This is a genomic window from Candidatus Halobonum tyrrellensis G22, assembly GCF_000495475.1.
GTDB classification, from domain to species: Archaea; Halobacteriota; Halobacteria; order Halobacteriales; family Haloferacaceae; genus Halobonum; species Halobonum tyrrellense.
This window is the reverse complement of sequence record NZ_ASGZ01000005.1, coordinates 57,822-74,940: the sequence shown is the minus strand read 5'-3', so window position 1 is coordinate 74,940 and position 17,119 is coordinate 57,822. Positions and strand designations below refer to the sequence as shown.

The following is a 17,119-nucleotide window of genomic DNA, read 5'->3' as shown; positions in this document are numbered from 1 at the left end:
CTCCGGGGTGTGTCCCGAAAGATAGCCACAGACACGGATACGGGAGCCCGTACCGCGCGGAGGCGACAGGTGCTGTCGGCGCTCGGCGGGTCCGGGTTTATCGCGCTCGCAGGGTGTGCCAGCGGCGGGGGTGGCGGGGGCGACGCCCCGACCGACTCGGAGACCGGCACCGGGTCGTCGACGCCGACCGGAACCCCCACCGCGACCGCGGCACCCGACCAGATCACGCTCGACTACTGGACGCTGTTCGCCGGCGGCGACGGAGCGACGATGAAAGAGATCGTCGACACGTTCAACGAGGAGAACAGCAACATCCAGATCAGGCGACAGCGCATCCCGTGGGACCAGTACTACACCAAACTGTACACCTCACTCAGCGGCGGGAATCCGCCGGACATGTGTATCTGTCACCTGAGTCGGATCAAACGCTTCGGCGAGGCGTTCGAGCCACTGACCGACACGCTCGACGAGAGCAGTTACTACAGCACGTCGTACGGCGAGGGGGTCGTCGCGGGCGACCTGCGGAGCGCGCCGCTCGACATCCTCGGGACGGGGACGTACTACAACAAGGGGATCTTCGAGGAGGCGGGGCTCGACCCCGAACAGACGATGGGGTCGTGGAGCGAGTTCAAAGAGAAGATCGATACCGTCGTCTCCGAGACCGACAAGATGGGGTACGACCCCGGCGGGGCTCTCCACGGCAACCGCGTCTACTACCCGTGGCTCCGCCAGATGGGGAACGTGATCCTCGAAGAGACCGACAACGGGTGGGAGATGGGGTTCGACAACGAGGACGGCCTGAAGGTGCTCCAGACGGTCAACGACATGCGCGCGAACTGGGAGTGGTTCCCGAAAGACACCGCGGTCGCGTTCGAGCAGTTCCAGAACAACGGCACCGCGGCGCTCAACAACGGCACGTGGACGTACAACGCGTACAAGGAACTCGACTTGGAGTGGGGCTTCATGAAAGCCCCGCCGGCCCCCGGGATGGGTCTCGACGAGAACAAGACGTGGAGTAACAGCCACTCGATCGCCGTGCCGACGAGTAAAAACCGGAGTAAGGAGAAGACGGACGCGGCCAAGCAGGCCGCCAAGACGATCACGCAGGACTACGGGCTGCTGTGGGGGACGAGCGCGGGTCACATCCCCAACGCGGTTCAAGCGCGCGAGAGCCAGGAGCTCAGGGAGGCGCCCGTCTGGAATAAGACGATGGAGACGTGGTTCGAGATGCTCGAAAACGACGAGTTCATGTACGTCCCCCGGACGCGGAAGAACGGTCAGTACCACCAGGCCATCTACGACCCGGTCACCGCCGTCCGCACGGGGAACATGGAGCCGCAACAGGCACTCGACAAGATCAAACAGAACCTCAATTCCGTCTGGAAGTAACCCGTGAGCATCTCTACCCCCCAACAGCGCATCCGAGCCGTACGCGAGGAGTACTCGCTCCGGGAGACGCTGGAGGGGTACGGGTTCTCAGTGCCGTACCTCCTGGTCTTCGCCGCCTTCCTCGTCTACCCGCTCGCGTACGGGTTCTGGATGAGCCTCCACGACTGGAACGCGCTGTTCCCGGACCGGACCGAGTTCGTCGGGCTGGCGAACTACCAGACGTTGCTCGCCGACCCGCAGTTCTGGAACGCGCTGGGTAACACCGTCTACTTCGTCGTGTTGACGGTCCCGTTCTTGGTCGTCCTCTCGCTCCTGCTCGCGTTGGGCGTCAATCGGAGCATCAAGGGGCGGAGAGTCCTGCGGACGCTGTTCTTCAGTCCGTACGTACTCACCGTCTCGGTTGTCGGCCTGCTCTGGCAGGACGTCTTCGAGACGAACGGCCTCATCGCGTACTTCACCGGCTTCGTCGCCGAACCGGTCAACTGGTTGATCGACCCCCTCTTGGCGATGCCCGCCGTGGCCATCGCGACCATCTGGTGGACCATCGCGTTCAACTTCATCATCCTGCTCGCCGCCCGACAGAACGTCGGCGAACAGTTGTACGAGGCGGCGCGTCTCGACGGCGCGACCAGTTGGCGCGCGATGGTCGACATCACCATCCCGCAGATGCGTAACCCGATGATGTTCGTGGTCATCACGTCGTTCCTCTCGTCGTTCCAGGTGTTCGGGCAACCGTACATCATGACCGACGGCGGTCCCGCCGGAGCGACGGAGACCATCGTGATGTACCTCTACCGCACTGGGTTCTCCGCCCGGGAGTTCGGTTACGCCGCCGCGGTCGGGTACGTCCTCTTCTTGGTGATGGTGGCCGTCTCGCTCGTCAACTACTTCGTCCTGCAGGACGACGGGGGGACGAGCGCGTGAGCACCGTCCGCTCGACGCTCAACGAGACCATCGGCATCGACGAGACGCGGCTACGGAAGTTCGGGGTGTACGTCGCCATGTACGGCGCGGGCATCCTGTTCTTCCTCCCCTACTGGTACATGGCGACCCAGTCGATCCTCCCGCGGAACCTGATCTTCGACCGCAACCCCCACCTGATCCCGCCGGCGGTGACGACGACCTGGTACGAACAACTGTTCGCCGCCGCCCCGATGGTCCAGTGGATCATCAACACGATCATCCTCGCGGGCGGGGTGACGGTGGTCGTCCTCGTCATCGACTCGATGATCGCGTTCGCGCTCACGCGGCTAAAGTGGCCAGGCCGCCGACTGGTGTTCGTGACGATCCTCGCTAGCTTCATGATCCCGGCGGTCGTCAACCTGATCCCCATCTACACCATCATCTCGAGTTTGGGGCTGCTCAACACGTACATCGGGGTCATCCTCCCGCTGTCGGGCGGCGCGCTCGGCGTCTTCCTCCTGGTGCAGTTCTTCAAGGACTTCCCGAAGGAACTCGAGGAGGCCGCCCAACTCGACGGGTTCTCGACGGTGCAGATATACGCCAAGCTCATCCTGCCGATGATGAAGCCCGCGATGACCGCGCTGGCGCTGTTCACGTTCATCAGCACGTGGAACCAGTTCGTGTTACCGCTCGTCTTGCTCCAGAGCGAGTCGATGTACACCCTCCCCATCGGACTCGTCACCGTGCGCGACGCCTACGCGACGACGAGCCAGCCCGGGCTAGTGATGGCGTCGGCGCTCACCGCGTCGATCCCGCTGTTGGTTCTGTTCTTGGCGCTCCAGAAGCATCTGATCAGGGCGGTCGAGCTGCAAGGGACGGTGGAGTGAAGTAGCGGAGCAGGCGCTCTCACCCCCTGCTTTGCGCCCCGCGGGCAGATTCGTAACCGCGGGCGCGCCGGTCGTGGTGCTTGTGGTGTCCGTGGTGCGGACGCGGACGGTCGCTGGGTACGGAGGTACGTTCAAGTACCCGGCAGTCCGAGTAGGGGTATGACCGGTGAGACGACCGAGAGCGGAGAGGCGCGACCGGGCGACGTCGAGGTGTTCCGCGTCACGCTCCGCGACGCGAAATCGTTCGTCTACGAGCGCCTGTTACGGCTGGTCGTGATCAGCGTCGCGTGGTTCTTCGCGTCGCTCCCGGTGGTCACGCTCGGCGTGACGACGCTCGGCGCGTACGCCGCCATCTACTCGCTGTACGACGAGGGACGGATCGACCGCGGGTACCTCCTCGGGGTGCTTCGCCGCCACGGCATCGAGGCCACGCTGGTGGGGTTCCTCCCGGTGCTCTTCGGGGGCGGGGCGTTCCTCTACGTCCAACGGGCCGCGTCGTCGACGGTCGGCTTCCCGCTCGTGTTCGGCCTCGTGGGCGGGTATCTCGCGACTCACCTCGCCATCGTCTCCGCCCTGACGCTCGCGCTTCTCGCGCGGGACCGGCCGCTCGTCGAGAGCCTCAAGACGGCGTACCTCTGGACGGTGACCCACGTGACGATGGTGCTGATGGCGGTGCTGGTCACGCTGGTCCTCCTGGTCGGCACCGCGGCGCTGACCGCCGGGTTCGTCCTGCTGTTCCCCACCGTCGCGTTCTCGCTTCACGTCCTCTTGGTCGACCGGATGCTCGCGCGCGACGAGCGTGACCGCCCGGACCGAACGGAGCGGGCGGAAAGGACAGCGGCGTAACCGGCCGCCGGCACGCGCGGCTGGGAACGGGACACAGCCGACGGTCGCATCCGTGTCCGCCGGCCACGCCGGCCCACGCAAACCCTAATGCGGATGCCGCTGAACACCTGCCGATGGCCGACGACCGACTGTTCAGACACGTCGATAGCGGTGACCCGAGCGAAGCCAGCGTGCGGATCGACCCGGACTCGCGTGGGGACCCGGTCGAGCCGATGCTGTTCGGGAAGTTCTGCGAGCACCTGGGTAACAACATCTACCACGGGATGGACGCGCAGGTGCTGTTCAACCCGGTACTCGGCGAGTGGCACTTCCGCGCGCCCGAGGTTCGCCAGAGTGGTGGGTACGACGCCGAGACCGACCCAGGTCGGGTCCGCGAGACGGTGGAGGCGCACGGCCGGCCGCTGGCGTACCCCGAGGAGACGGACTCCGACGCGCTCTTAGAGGCGTACCGCGACGGCCTCGCGTTCGGGTGGCAGCCCACCGACGCGGACGCGGTGACCGCCAGCCCCGACACGGGCCCGTCGGGGACCCGCGCACAGCGGATCGAGACTGACACGTACGACGAGGGGGTGTTCCAAGAGACGCGTCTGCCGCTCCACCGGACGGACGGCTACGAGTTCCGCATCAGGGCGCGCGCGTCCGACGAGACGACGCTCGACCTGTCGGTGGGGCCTACAGGTGGCGCGGCCGTCGCCGAGGCGTCGACCGATGTCGACGGCGCGTGGACGACGGCGGAGGGGACGCTCGCGCTCCCGTCGGACGCCGACCCCGACGGGGTGTACGAGGTGCGCCTGACGGCGGCCGACCCCGCGAACGTCGTGGTCGACCGGGTGCTCCTCTACCCCGACGACCACGTCGACGGCGCGGACCCGGACGTGGTCGGACTCCTCCGCGAGTCGGACCTCCCCCTCCTCCGGTGGCCGGGCGGCAACTTCGTCTCGGGGTACGACTGGCGCGACGGCGTCGGGCCGGTCGACGACCGACCGACGCGGATCAACCCCGCGTGGGGCGGACTGGAGTACAACCTGTTCGGCACCGCTGAGTTCGTCGAGTTCTGCGAGAACGTCGGCTGTGAACCGTCGATCTGCGTCAACGCCGGCGACGGCATGCCCGCGGAGGCGGCGGCGTGGGTTGAGTACTGCAACGGCGACCCCGAGGAGACGGAGATGGGCGCGCTCCGCGCCGAACACGGTTACGAGGAGCCGTTCGACGTCACCTACTGGGAGATCGGCAACGAACTCTACGGCCCGTGGCAGGTCAACTGGACCACGCCGGCGGGTAACGCCGACCGCTACGCCCGCTTCCGTGAGGCGATGCTCGACGCCGACCCCGACATCGCGGTCACGGCCTGTGGGTTGGAGGTGAACGGCGACGGGCGGTGGAACGACACGCTACTCGAGGAGTGCGGCGAGGACGTACGCGCGGTCTCCGAACACGTCCTCGCGGGCGGCGAGGTCGACGCGACCACCGACCCCGACGAACTGTTCCACGCGTTCATGGGGTTCCCCGACCAACTCCGCACCCGGTTCGACGACCTGCGCGGGCGGATGGAGGACGCGGGCGTCGACGACCCCAAACTCGACGTGACCGAACTCCAACTGTTCGCCAGCTTCCAGCCGGACGCCGAGGGAACGGGACGGGAGAGCCGTCACGCCTCCGATACCGAAGCTGACGGCCGAGGAGGCGCTCTCTCGCCCGAGACGATGCCCACGCCGACGACCATCAGCGAGGCGCTGTACGACGCAGTCGTCCGTCACACCTTCATTCGAATGGGCGGATTCGTGGAGATGCTGACCCACTCCGCGACGGTCAACCACGGTGGGGGGCTGTGGAAGGAGGGGGAGCGCGTCTGGGCGAACCCGTGTCACTACGGGCGGTCGATCGGGTCGGAACTCGCGGGCAAGACCCCCCTCGGTGTCGAGGTGACCTGCGATACGATCGGGACCGAGACGACGTTCCGCGAGATCGACCCCGTCGATAGCGTCCCGGCGCTCGACGCGATGGCCGCGGTCGGCGACGACGAACTCGCCGTCGTCGTCGTCAATCGCGCGAGCCGCACGGAGTCGACCGACCTCGCGGTCGACCTCGGCGCGTTCGACACGGGGTCCGAGGGGACGGTGACCGTGCTGTCGGGCGAGTCGATGGCCGACGAGAACACGCGCGACGACCCCACCCGGGTCGTCCCCGAGTCGTCGTCGATACCCGTCGAAGACGGGGGGATCGAACTCTCCCTCGACCCCTACTCGATGGTCCGTGTGACGGTCCCACTCGAGTGAGTCGGCCGCGACCGACGCCGAGCGTGAGGCGTCCGAGACGCGCTTCGTAGATCGGTACCCGCGTCTCGGTTCGTCGGTAGTGCGGGAGCAGCCCTCTCAGCGGGGAGCGGGTGAGGTACCGTCGAGAGATGGTCGGCGCGCCCACCATGAGTTATACTCTCCCCGTTCGAAGCGGCCGATCGTTCGTATGCCAGCAGACCGCCCGAACATCGTCTTCGTCGTGACCGACCAGCAGCGGTTCGATACGATCGACGCCCTCGGGGCATCGTATATGGACACGCCGAACCTCGACCGACTCGCCAACGAGGGAACGGCGTTCACGAACTGCCACGTCACGGCACCGTCGTGCGCCCCCGCGCGCGCGAGTCTGTTCACCGGCCTCTATCCGCACACGACTGGGATCTACAGGAACGGCGACGAGTGGCGCCACTCGTGGGTGGAGGACCTCTCCGAGAGCGGGTACGACTGTATCAACGTCGGAAAGATGCACACCCAACCGTACGAGACGCCGATGGGGTTCGACGAACGGTACGTCGTCGAGAACAAGGACCGCTATCTCTCCGACCGCTACTACTTCGACGAGTGGGACAAGGCGCTGAAAGCGCAGGGGATCACGAAACAACAGCGGGAGCTCTACCGGCAGTACGACGACTACGAGGACCGACTCGGGGCGTTCGAGTGGGAGCTACCCGAACGGACTCACTCCGACGTGTTCGTGGGCGACACCGCCGAGTGGTGGCTCGACGACAAGCCGAACACCGACCAGCCGCTGTTCCTCCAGGTGGGGTTTCCGGGGCCGCACCCCCCGTACGACCCAATTCCTCGATACGCCGAGGAGTACGCGGACCGGGAGTTCCCCCTCCCCGACATCGACGACGCGGACCTCGCCGGCCAGCCGTCCGTCTTCGACGCCCTCCGGCAACACCACGTGAACGTCGACCACGACTCGGTCGTCCACCAGCGGGACCCGACGGACGAACAGCTCCACCGCCAGCGCGCGTACTACACGGCGAACGTGGCGATGATCGACGAACAGGTAGGGAAGCTCCTCGACGCGCTCGACCGAAACGGCTACCTCGACGACTGTATCGTCGTGTTCACCTCCGACCACGGCGACGCGCTCTGCGAGCACGGGCACAGCCAGAAGTGGACGATGTACGAGGAGGTGACGCGGGTTCCCGCACTCGTCTGGGCGTCCGACGGGGAACGGTTCGGCACCGGACGCCGGGTCGACGGGCTCTGTTCGCTGATGGACCTCGGGCCGACGATACTCGAACTCGCGGGCGTCGAACGCCCGGAGTGGATGCAAGCCGAGTCGCTCCTCCCGGCGATAGCCGGCCGCGAGTGGGAGGGGCGTGACCACGTGTTCGCCGAGCAGCGTCGTGACGGTATCCTCGACGAGACGGCGTTCATGACCATGGTGCGGGGCGAACGCTGGAAACTCGTTCACTTCGTAGACAGCGACGAGGGGCAACTGTTCGACCTGGCGTCCGACCCCGGCGAGACCGACAACCGGTGGGACGACCCCGAGGTGGCCGACCGGAAGCGCGAACTCCTCGACGTCCTCCGCGACTGGCGCATCCGGTCGCAGAGTACCGCGAGCGGACGGTTCGCGGACGCCCGCTGAGCGGCGCGTCCGGACCCCTCACGCGGGGAGCGCGAACGCGCTCCCCTACTCCACGCCGTCGTCGGAGCCCGACGGAACGGTGACCGCGTCGGGGACCGGAACGTCGTTGCGGTCGGCCCAGGCCGTCCACCGACCGGCGAGTTCGCGCACCCTGTCTGGGCGAGCGTCCGCCAGGTCGTCCGACTCGGTCGGGTCCGACGAGAGATCGTACAGTTCCCACTCGTGAGCGGGCTTCCCGTCCGTCCCCTCGAAGTTCTTCCCGACCAGTTTCCACGACCCGCTTCGGTAGGCGACGTTCCCCTCGTGTTCCCAGGCGACGTCGCGGTCGCCGGGCGAGTCGCCGTCCACCAGCAGGTCGCGGAGGCTCTCGGTCGTCTCGTCGAACCCGTCGACGGCGTACGTCTCGCCGTTCTCGGCCGTCCACGTGTCGGGCAGGTCGACGTCGAGCAGGTCCAGTATCGTCGGCGTGACGTCGCGGGAACACCCCACCCCGCCGACGGTTCCCTCCCGGAGGTCGTCGTCGAGCCCCTCCCAGTGGACGACCAGCGGCGACCGGATCCCGCCCTCGTGGCCGAAGTGTTTGTAGAGGCGGTACGGCGTACTGCCCACGTTGGCCCACCCGGCACCGTACTTGAGACCCCGATCGGACGCGGGGGTTCCCATGTTCCGCAGGGCGTCGCCGGACCGCGGCCCGTCGTCGGCGGAGTGGCCGAACTCGTGCCACTCGTAGCAGGCGCCGTTGTCGGACATGAACAACACGAGGGTGTTCTCCAACCGGTCGTGCTCCTCCAACTCGTCGAGTACGCGCCCCACGTTCCTGTCGACCATCTCGACCATCGCCGCGAACACCGCCATGCGCCGAACCAGGTCGGTCTGACGCTCCTCGGAGAGGGAGTCCCACGCCCGTATCCGGTGGCTCTCCCACTCCCACCCCTCGCGGGCGGGAACGTCGCTCCGCGGGGGCAACACCACGTCCGAGGGAACGATCCCTCGTTCGATCATCCGTCGGAGGCGTTCCGAGCGTACCGCGTCCCACCCCGCCTCGTACTCCGAGACGTACTCGTCGACCAGCGACTGCGGCGCCGCCAGCGGGAAGTGCGGCGCCCCGTAGGCGAGGTACATGAAGAACGGCCGTCGCCCCTCCGCCTCGTCGCGGTTCCGGTCGTGTTCGAGGAAGTCCAGCGCGTAGTCGGTGATGGCGTCGGTCTGGTAGAACGTCTCGCCGGGTTCGTACTCCCCCGGGTCGGAGGCGCGTTCGTACGTCCGTTCCTCGACGGCGTCCGAGAGGAGGCGGTAGGTGTCCGGGGTGTGAGACAGGAGCCGGGTATCGGGGTCCCAGGGCGACTCGGCGTACCCCGTGAACCGGTACGCGTGGTCGAACCCGCGGACGCGCGGGTCGCGCGGTACGTCGGACGCGCCGAAGTTCGCCGTACTCCCCAGGTGCCACTTCCCGGAGAGATAGGTTCGATACCCGTTCTCCCCGAGGAGTTCGGGCAGGAAGACGTGGTTCCGCCGCAGTTCGTCGTCGCCCGTCAGCACATCGAACCCCAGCCGGTGGTTCGTGTGTCCCGTCAGTAACGAGGCCCGCGTGGGTGAACACCGGGGCTGGACGTGGAACTCGTCGAACCGAGCCCCCGACTCGGCCAGTCGGTCCACGTTCGGCGTCGCGATCTCGCCGCCGTAACAGCCGAGGTCGCTGTAGCCGAGGTCGTCGACGAGTACGAGGAGGACGTTCGGTCGTTCGCGGCCACCGGTCGACGGGCGCGACGACGTCTGGTCCGCGGTCTCCGGCGTGCCGTTCGTCATCGACGGCCTCCCGGTCGTGGCGCCGAATCGAGGCTCCATCTGGTACGCCATCGCACAGTCGAGACCATACAGTCCAGATTTCCAACGGAACGATATATCTATCGCTCGGGACGCTGTGGCTGTAGACGAGCCACCACCGAGCAACGGAATAGGTCGTTCCAGGTCGCGTGGTGGCACGAAATCGACCGGCCGACGTGGACGGTGGGAGGAGAGGTAAGTTATATGTAACCGGAGCCATGCCGTCTCGTATGGTCGAAACCGTACGGATCGGTGTGACGGGTACCGGTGGGCTCGGAACGCACGTTCTGCGCGAACTCGACGAGGTGGACGGCGCCGAGATCGCCGCACTGGCCGACATCAGCCGCGAGAGTCTCTCGCGCGCCGCCGAGACGTTCGGCGTCGCCGACGACCACTGTTACGACGACCACGTCGCGATGCTCGACGCCGAGGACCTCGACGGGGTGGTGATCGCGACGCCGCACGCGCTCCACTACGAGCAGACGGTCGCGGCGCTCGACCGCGGGGTTGACACGCTGTGTGAGAAGCCGCTGTGTATCGATCTCGACCGCGCGAGGGACCTCGTTCGGCGGAGCGACGAGGCGGACGCCACCCTGATGGTCGGGTACCAGCGCCACCTCATGCCCGCCTACCGTCGCGCGCGCGACGAACTCGAAATCCAGACCGGCGACCCGCAGTTCATCACCGCCGAGGTCACCCAAGACTGGATCGCCAACCAGCGCGGGAGTTGGCGGTCGAACCCCGACCTCTCCGGAGGCGGGCAACTGTACGACACCGGGAGTCACCTCCTCGACGTAGTGTTGTGGACCACGAACCTCGTGCCCGTGTCGGTCAACGCGCAGATGCTGTTCGCCGACGACGAGCGACGCGTCGACAAACAGGCGGCGCTCGACATCCAGTTCGACAACGGGGCGGTCGCGACCGTCGCCGTCTCCGGGGACGTACCCACGGTCCGCGAGCACTTCCACGTGTGGGGGCCGGAGGGCGGGTTCTACGTCGAGGGTGACGACTGGTCCACGCGAGACCTCACGTACATCGACGCCGACGGCGAGGAGTCCGAGCCCCCACTCGACGCGTACGACGCGCCCACCAAGGCGGCGGCGTTCGTCCGGGTCGTCCGCGACGACGCCGAACCGCCGGCGAAACCTCGGGACGCGCTCAAGGTGACCGCGGTCACCGAGGCGGCCTACGAGTCAGCGACGACCGGACGGCGCGTCGACATCGACCTCGGCGACTTCGAGTGACGCCTATCACCGTGCCGTTCGACCGGCGTTGGGCGTGACGCGGTCGGGACTCCCCTCGTAGGGAGAATCGATCGGATTCAAGGTGGAGGGATCCGTGGTGACGGGCGTGGTAACCAGTGATATCAACGCCCTCGTGTGGTCGGAGGGCACCGAACCGGAAGAGATCTACCCCGACGGGATCCGCGGAGCCGTCGCCTCGGCGCTCGCCGACCGCGGCGGCATCGAAACTCGGACGCGGTCGCTCGACGACGAGGGGCAAGGCGCGAGCGCCGCCGACCTCGACTGGGCGGACGCCGTGGTCTGGTGGGGGCACCTCCGCCACGACGACGTGACCGACCGGACGGTCGACCGCATCGAGGAGGCCGTCACCGAGGAGGGCGTCGGATTCGTCAGCCTCCACTCTGCGCACTACGCCCGGCCCTACAAGCGACTGATCGGAACCTCGGGCGACCTCGGCGAGGTGCGACTCGTCGACGGGGAGCGCGAACGGGTCGGCGTCGAAGCGCCCGACCACCCGGTCGCCGACGGGGTCGACGACTTCGTGATCGACGGGGTGGAGATGTTCGGCGAACCGTACGACATCCCCGACCCGGAGACGGTGGTCTTCGAGAGCGAGTTCTCCGAGGGCGGGTGGTTCCGCTCGGGCGTCGCGTTCCGGTTCGGGGCGGGCGCCGGCTTCTACCTCCGTCCGGGCCACGAGGAGTTCCCGATCTACCGCGACCACGACGAGGTCCGGCGGGCGCTCGCGAACGCGGTGGAGTGGGTCGCCGCCGACGGGTGAACGAGATTCGACGTGCCCCGACAGACGAGTCCGTCGTCGATTGCCCTCTCCTCCCGCAAGCGGCAAAGCGAGGTCCGACGAACCGGCTGTAGTGGAGAGTCGGAGCGCCGAAGGCCCGTCCGCCGTTCGGTTGCCGGGCCGAGGGGGAAATACGACGGTCGGGAGGAGTTGACGGTCTTCGCTCCGTCTCCCGGTCGTTCACCGGTACGAACGTCACGAACGATACTACTATATCCGCTGACCGACACGGTACGCGTGGGTTCCGAGTCATGAGAACCCCGGCTCCGCCAGAGGCCACTTCGGAGCCGATGCGGTTTTCGCTCTCGTCGGATCAGAAATGTTCGATATCTAGTTATACGTGTCGTACGAGTGAACGAGTCGTGAAGACGATGGCACGCTTCGATCTTCCCCGCGGATCCGTGCCGGTTGGGCACGGCTCAGGACCCGGTCGACGGCCCGTTCGAACACGCTTGCGACGACTTCGACGCCGAGTGACGGGTCCTACCGATCGGCCAGTTCCACGACGTGTTTCCAGCGTCGGCGTCCACCTCGACGCCGTCCGCCTACGGGCGGGCGACTGCACGAGACGACGGGGACGTGAGTGACGCCGCCCTCGACGGGGTCGTCCTCGTGGGACTGACGACGTCTCGCCCCCCTGACGACCCGTGATCCACACGGGACTTCTACTCGAAGCCGCGGGGGGATCCTCGACTGCATCCGCTCGCACGTAGCCACCGTATATAATATATTTGATAGACTCATGGAAATATACGAACCTAGTGATGACGTTCGACGGTACGGACCGCGTCGCTGACGTCGCTGGTCGCTGCCGCCTCCGACTCGGAAAGGAACTCCCCTTCAGTCTGCGTACTGTCTACAGTCGTCGGCTCACCCCGACCAGCCCGCGTGTCACCCCTCGGGCGGTGTCTGGCCGTACTCACAGCGCTTCGGTCGTGACACGCCGTCCCCGTTCGGAACCCTCCCTCTCACTCGGTTAGTTCGGGTTCGAACCCGATTTCCCGAGGGTAGCGGTGGTCGCTATCGATCCATCTCCCCGCTCCTCTTCCGTATGAAATCGCCGTACAACGACGAATTCGTCGGATTGCTGGACGAGAGTGGATCGCCTCCGCCATTCGAAACCGGCGGCCTTCGCGTGAACGCGAGAGTAATTCTCCCCCCGGGACCGAACTAACCCGTGAGTACGGACGAGCCCGTCGAACTACGAACCGTCGACATCGGACCCGCTGGTGGACGACCACAGCTACGTCTCGGAGACTTGAGCGGCGATGGGCGGATGGACGTGCTACTGGCACAGGGTGACGACATCGACGCCCGACACACGCCCCACGAGGTGACGGCGCTCACCGCCATCGACCTCGACGGCGAGGTGCTGTGGCAGGTTGGCGACGTCGACCCTCGAGGCGGAAGCCACGGCGCGGACTACCCGGTTCAGGTCTGGGACGTCGACGGCGACGGCGAGAACGAAGTCTGCTGTGTGATGGACGACCGCTTCCTCGTGATCGCAGGCGAGACCGGTAAGATCAGCCGATCCTACGACCTCCCGGACCCGGATGCGCACGACTGCATCGTGCCGGCGAACGTGAGTGGGCGCGAGTACGCAGGTGACGTCCTGCTCAAGGACCGGTACCGGCGCGTGTGGGCTATCGATCTAGATGCGGACTTCGAGGTACACTGGACGCACGAGGGGAACGTCGGCCACTACCCCTGGCCGCACGACTTCGACGGCGACGGCCGCGACGAGGTGATGGCGGGATACGATTTCCTCGACGCCGATGGCACTCCGCGTTGGCACGCCGACATCGAGGAGGAACACGCCGACTGTATCTGGGTGGCCGACGTGAACGGGGACGGACAGTCCGAGATCCTGATCGGCGAGGGAGGACTCTACGCGTACACCGCGGAGGGCGAGGAACTGTGGCGAAACAAGAAACCGAGGGAGGTCCAACACGTTGCGCCCGGTGACTACCGCGAGGACGGCGAGGGCCTCGATATCGCCGGTCTCGACCGCATCGTTCGCGGGTCGGGCCGGAATGATGGACGTGATGGTATCTTCCTCGTGAACGCTACCGGGGAACTTTTCGCGGAGGAGAATCGGGACCCGGGCGGGTGGCTCACTATTGTCGAGCCGATGACTGGGTGGACTAGGGGGGAGCGCGATCACCTTCTCGCGTGGCGACGCGGTGGTGGGACGAACCCGGCTCTCTACGACGGGTCGATCGACCCCGTGGTCTCGTTTCCGATAGACGGTCACGCCGCGCACGCCGATCTGTGTGAGAGCGGGAGTGAGCAGGTGTTGCTACGCGAGGAAGGGACGATTCACGTGTTCTCCGAGGCTGAGACTCGACTCGAGCCGACGGGAGAATCACTCGGCCAACCAAAACGGCTAGCGACAGCAACCCTGTATCCGGGTGGAGAGCGGTAAACCCACTGCTGGAAAGGAGTCTCCTCTTCCCATCCGTTGTATCGAGCAGACGTGAGACGGCGGCAGCGAGTAAGCTCACCCGACAGCGTGGACCTCCGTAAATCCACTGTGTACAGCTGGTATAATCCACAGTGGCCAATGCAATCTCCGAACCCGACGATTTCGTAGACCACAAGCCCTACACGGCTAGAATCTTCTTCTATAAATTATATGCCGCGATACCGAATTTTGGAGCCCTAACTGTCGCCCGTAATCTCCCGATAGATGAACAGCCGGAGCGTTCCCGGGAACAAATCGGGTGCTGGGTGCCACTCCGGATAGCTGTCCTCAAATTGATCCGTGTAGAGCATGACCTCGCTAACCGCGGCTCGGAGGCCCGCTCCATTTCCTAGCGTCTCTCTGAGATCGATTCCGGTCTTGTAGGCGTGGGTTATCCGGCAGGCACGGTCCGAGAGCGTCTCCGACGTCGATTCTGAGTGTATCGGCGGGTTAGAAGTGGCCACCGTCTATACCATCAGCAGCCGTCTATAGAGGTGCTCAGTAGAGGGTTTGAGGTCGGCGCCGAACCACCGGATTGAAGCGACTAGTCGTGAAAGCCAGTCACACACCGATCGCGCCGATGAGTGACTCAGACCAGCCGCTACCGCCAGACCGTTTCGCCGAACTCCTCCGTGAGGGTACCCGCGAGGAGACACTGGCGTGTCTCGACCGCCTCAATGCGGCTGAGACTGAGACTCGCAAGCGTGCGTTGCGGGCGGTTCGGGACGTAGCTGCCGAGCGGTCGCGTTCCGTCGAGAAACTCATCGATCCGGTTTTGACGTTCTTCCGACGAGGACCGGGCCGTCAGGCTGATGACCGCGAAACTGTTCGTCACGCTGGCGCAGTCGGAACCCCTGGTCGTCCTCCCTGCCGTCGACGACCTTGCTGGCCGACTGGCGGACGAGGACGAGTTCTACTACGTCCGGGCGCGATGCCCCGAAGCACTCGGTTACGTCGCTGTCAAAGCGCCCGAAACGGTCACCGATCCGGACACGCTAGCCGACCTCCGCATCGGACTGGAGTTCGATGAACCTGAGGTCAAAGAGAAGCTGGCGAAAGCACTGGCGTACGTCGCACTCGGTGACGCGAGTCGACTCCGCCACCAGGTGTCGTCGCTGGCCGAGCACCTGGACGACGATAGCGAACTCGTCCGCTATCACCTCTGTACGACGCTGGTAGTCGTCGGCTGTGAGCATGCGGCGAAGCTGACCAGCGCACCGGAAGCGCTTCGGGAGCGGCTGGGTGATGAGAACCCCTACGTGCAGGGACGGGCGGCCGAGGCCCTCGGTCTGCTCGCGGGAACGGACGAGGGAGTCAAGTCCGATCTGTGCTTGCTGCGCTCGACATCACAGACGGCGACTCGCCGTCGTTCCTATCCGACCGAGTACAGTTCTGTCGGCGACGAGTGACCGACGAGGGGTCCGGGGCGTCCCCGGACGGGGTCGCCACATCGAATCGATCCGAGATGGAACCGACGACGTGGTCGAAGAGATGAACGCGCCCGCCGACGGCGAGTGCCCCCACTGCGGGCTCGATCTCTCCGCGAGCGGATCACCGATGTGTCCACGCTGCGGTGTGCCTCGCTGATTGATTTGGCTGGCCTAAAGTTCGGAACGCTTTTGCGTGATTAGGCGGGCCTAAATCGTATGGCGGACGATCTCGGCGAACACGAGGCATCGACGCGGCGCGACTACGTGAAGTACGGAGGGGCGGTCATCGGTGGCGGACTCTTCGCCGGATGTGCCGGAGACGGCGGCTCGGAGTCGAGGCCGACGACCGACAGCGCTACGGCCACCGACAGTGCCACAGCGACTGACACCGAGGCCGAAACGACGGCAGAGGACAGTTCCTATTCGGTAGAGATGGCGCCGGTCGGCGAGGTGACCTTCGAATCGCCGCCCGAGACGTGGGCCGCCTACGACGGCGGCTACGCCGATATGGCCGTGGCGCTGGGCCGGGCCGACGGCCTCGCCGGCATCGGTTACGCGAAGCGGTACTACCGGTCCATCTACGACGAACTCCCGGGCGTAGACGTTCCGGAGGAACCGCTGGAGAAGTTCCCCGAGGTTAGGACCAAAGAGGAGTTCTACGAACTCGATTGTGACGTCCACCTCTACGACCCGCAGATGCTGGTGAACTGGTTCGACTGGGCCCAGTCCGACGTCGAGGAGATCAGCGAGAACGTCGCGCCCTTCTTCGCGAACCTGATCTTCCGGCGGTCCGACGAGTGGCACGACTACCGCTACTACACGCTGTACGAGGCATTCGAGAAGGTCGCGGCGATGTTCGGGACCCGAGACCGCTACGAGGCCTTCACCGCGCTACACGACGAGTTCATCGCGGGCGTTCAGGCCGAACTACCCCTAGAGGAGGAACGCCCGCGCGTGTTCCTCACGTACGAGGGGACCGACGAACCATCGACGTTCTCGCCGTACCGGCTCAAAGACAAGGGTACGAGCAAGAAACAGTGGCGTGACCTCGGCGCGAAGGACGCTCTAGAGGGGACCGATATCGAGAACCTCAGCACGACCAACCGTGGGGAACTCGACTACGAGAACCTGCTGGAAGTCGACCCCGACGTGATCCTGGTCCGCGGTCAGGAGCGCAAGAGCGCCGAAGAGTTCCGCGACGTCGTCTTGGGGTACATGCAGGACCACTCCGTCGGGAGCGAACTCACCGCGGTTCGGAACGAACGCGTCTACCGCGGCGGCTACCTCAACCAGGGGCCGATCCAGAACCTGTTCCTGACCGAACGGGCCGCAAAGCAACTCTACCCCGACATCTTCGGCGAGGTGACCGGTGACGAGGAGCTGTTCGACCGCCAGCGAGTCGCGGACATCGTCAAAGGAGACATCTAACC

General features: G+C 65.9%; 13 protein-coding genes. 11 read left to right on the top strand and 2 right to left on the bottom strand.

Features of this window, described 5'->3' with window-relative positions; translation table 11 throughout:
- The first annotated feature begins 69 nt into the window (after positions 1-69).
- From K933_RS02115 to K933_RS02090, 6 genes are all read left to right on the top strand, one after another.
- Positions 70-1,389 carry an extracellular solute-binding protein gene (locus K933_RS02115; RefSeq protein ID WP_023393028.1) on the top strand — a complete coding sequence of 440 codons (1,320 nt, stop codon included), beginning with the start codon at positions 70-72 and terminating at the stop codon, positions 1,387-1,389.
- Between the two features lie 3 nt (positions 1,390-1,392).
- The gene (locus tag K933_RS02110; protein WP_049947497.1) at positions 1,393-2,313 is read left to right on the top strand and encodes a carbohydrate ABC transporter permease; all 921 of its coding nucleotides are present in this window, start codon (positions 1,393-1,395) and stop codon (positions 2,311-2,313) included.
- Positions 2,310-3,179, top strand: coding sequence for a carbohydrate ABC transporter permease (locus tag K933_RS02105; protein ID WP_023393026.1), 870 nt, complete (start codon positions 2,310-2,312; stop codon positions 3,177-3,179). Before K933_RS02110 ends, K933_RS02105 begins: the two co-directional genes overlap by 4 nt.
- Before the next feature lie 159 nt (positions 3,180-3,338).
- A complete protein-coding gene (locus K933_RS02100; protein WP_023393025.1) occupies positions 3,339-4,025 on the top strand; it encodes a hypothetical protein in 687 nt (228 codons plus the stop codon).
- Between the two features lie 113 nt (positions 4,026-4,138).
- A complete protein-coding gene (locus K933_RS02095; protein ID WP_023393024.1) occupies positions 4,139-6,301 on the top strand; it encodes an alpha-L-arabinofuranosidase C-terminal domain-containing protein in 2,163 nt (720 codons plus the stop codon).
- A gap of 187 nt (positions 6,302-6,488) precedes the next feature.
- The gene (locus K933_RS02090) at positions 6,489-7,928 is read left to right on the top strand and encodes a sulfatase family protein (RefSeq protein WP_023393023.1); all 1,440 of its coding nucleotides are present in this window, start codon (positions 6,489-6,491) and stop codon (positions 7,926-7,928) included.
- A gap of 45 nt (positions 7,929-7,973) precedes the next feature.
- Here the strand turns inward: K933_RS02090 and K933_RS02085 are convergent, their stop codons facing one another.
- A complete protein-coding gene (locus tag K933_RS02085; protein ID WP_023393022.1) occupies positions 7,974-9,734 on the bottom strand; it encodes an arylsulfatase in 1,761 nt (586 codons plus the stop codon).
- 248 nt (positions 9,735-9,982) lie between these two features.
- Between K933_RS02085 and K933_RS02080 the strand changes: the two genes are divergently transcribed.
- The 3 genes from K933_RS02080 (at position 9,983) to K933_RS02070 (ending at position 14,220) form a co-directional block, all read left to right on the top strand.
- Positions 9,983-10,996 carry a Gfo/Idh/MocA family protein gene (locus K933_RS02080; RefSeq protein ID WP_023393021.1) on the top strand — a complete coding sequence of 338 codons (1,014 nt, stop codon included), beginning with the start codon at positions 9,983-9,985 and terminating at the stop codon, positions 10,994-10,996.
- Positions 10,997-11,102: 106 nt separating this feature from the next.
- Positions 11,103-11,777, top strand: coding sequence for a ThuA domain-containing protein (locus K933_RS02075; RefSeq protein ID WP_049947495.1), 675 nt, complete (start codon positions 11,103-11,105; stop codon positions 11,775-11,777).
- A gap of 1,195 nt (positions 11,778-12,972) precedes the next feature.
- Positions 12,973-14,220 carry a hypothetical protein gene (locus K933_RS02070; protein ID WP_049947494.1) on the top strand — a complete coding sequence of 416 codons (1,248 nt, stop codon included), beginning with the start codon at positions 12,973-12,975 and terminating at the stop codon, positions 14,218-14,220.
- 236 nt (positions 14,221-14,456) lie between these two features.
- Here the strand turns inward: K933_RS02070 and K933_RS17355 are convergent, their stop codons facing one another.
- Complete coding sequence (locus K933_RS17355; RefSeq protein ID WP_235063409.1) at positions 14,457-14,723, bottom strand: hypothetical protein; 267 nt, start codon at positions 14,721-14,723, stop codon at positions 14,457-14,459.
- A gap of 348 nt (positions 14,724-15,071) precedes the next feature.
- On the opposite strand from K933_RS17355, the gene K933_RS18905 reads away from it, so the two are divergent.
- Both K933_RS18905 and K933_RS02060 read left to right on the top strand, forming a co-directional pair.
- Entirely contained in the window at positions 15,072-15,668 is a 597-nt protein-coding gene (locus tag K933_RS18905) for a HEAT repeat domain-containing protein (RefSeq protein WP_023393018.1), read from the top strand.
- Between the two features lie 237 nt (positions 15,669-15,905).
- Positions 15,906-17,117, top strand: coding sequence for an ABC transporter substrate-binding protein (locus K933_RS02060; protein ID WP_023393017.1), 1,212 nt, complete (start codon positions 15,906-15,908; stop codon positions 17,115-17,117).
- Positions 17,118-17,119 lie beyond the last annotated feature (2 nt).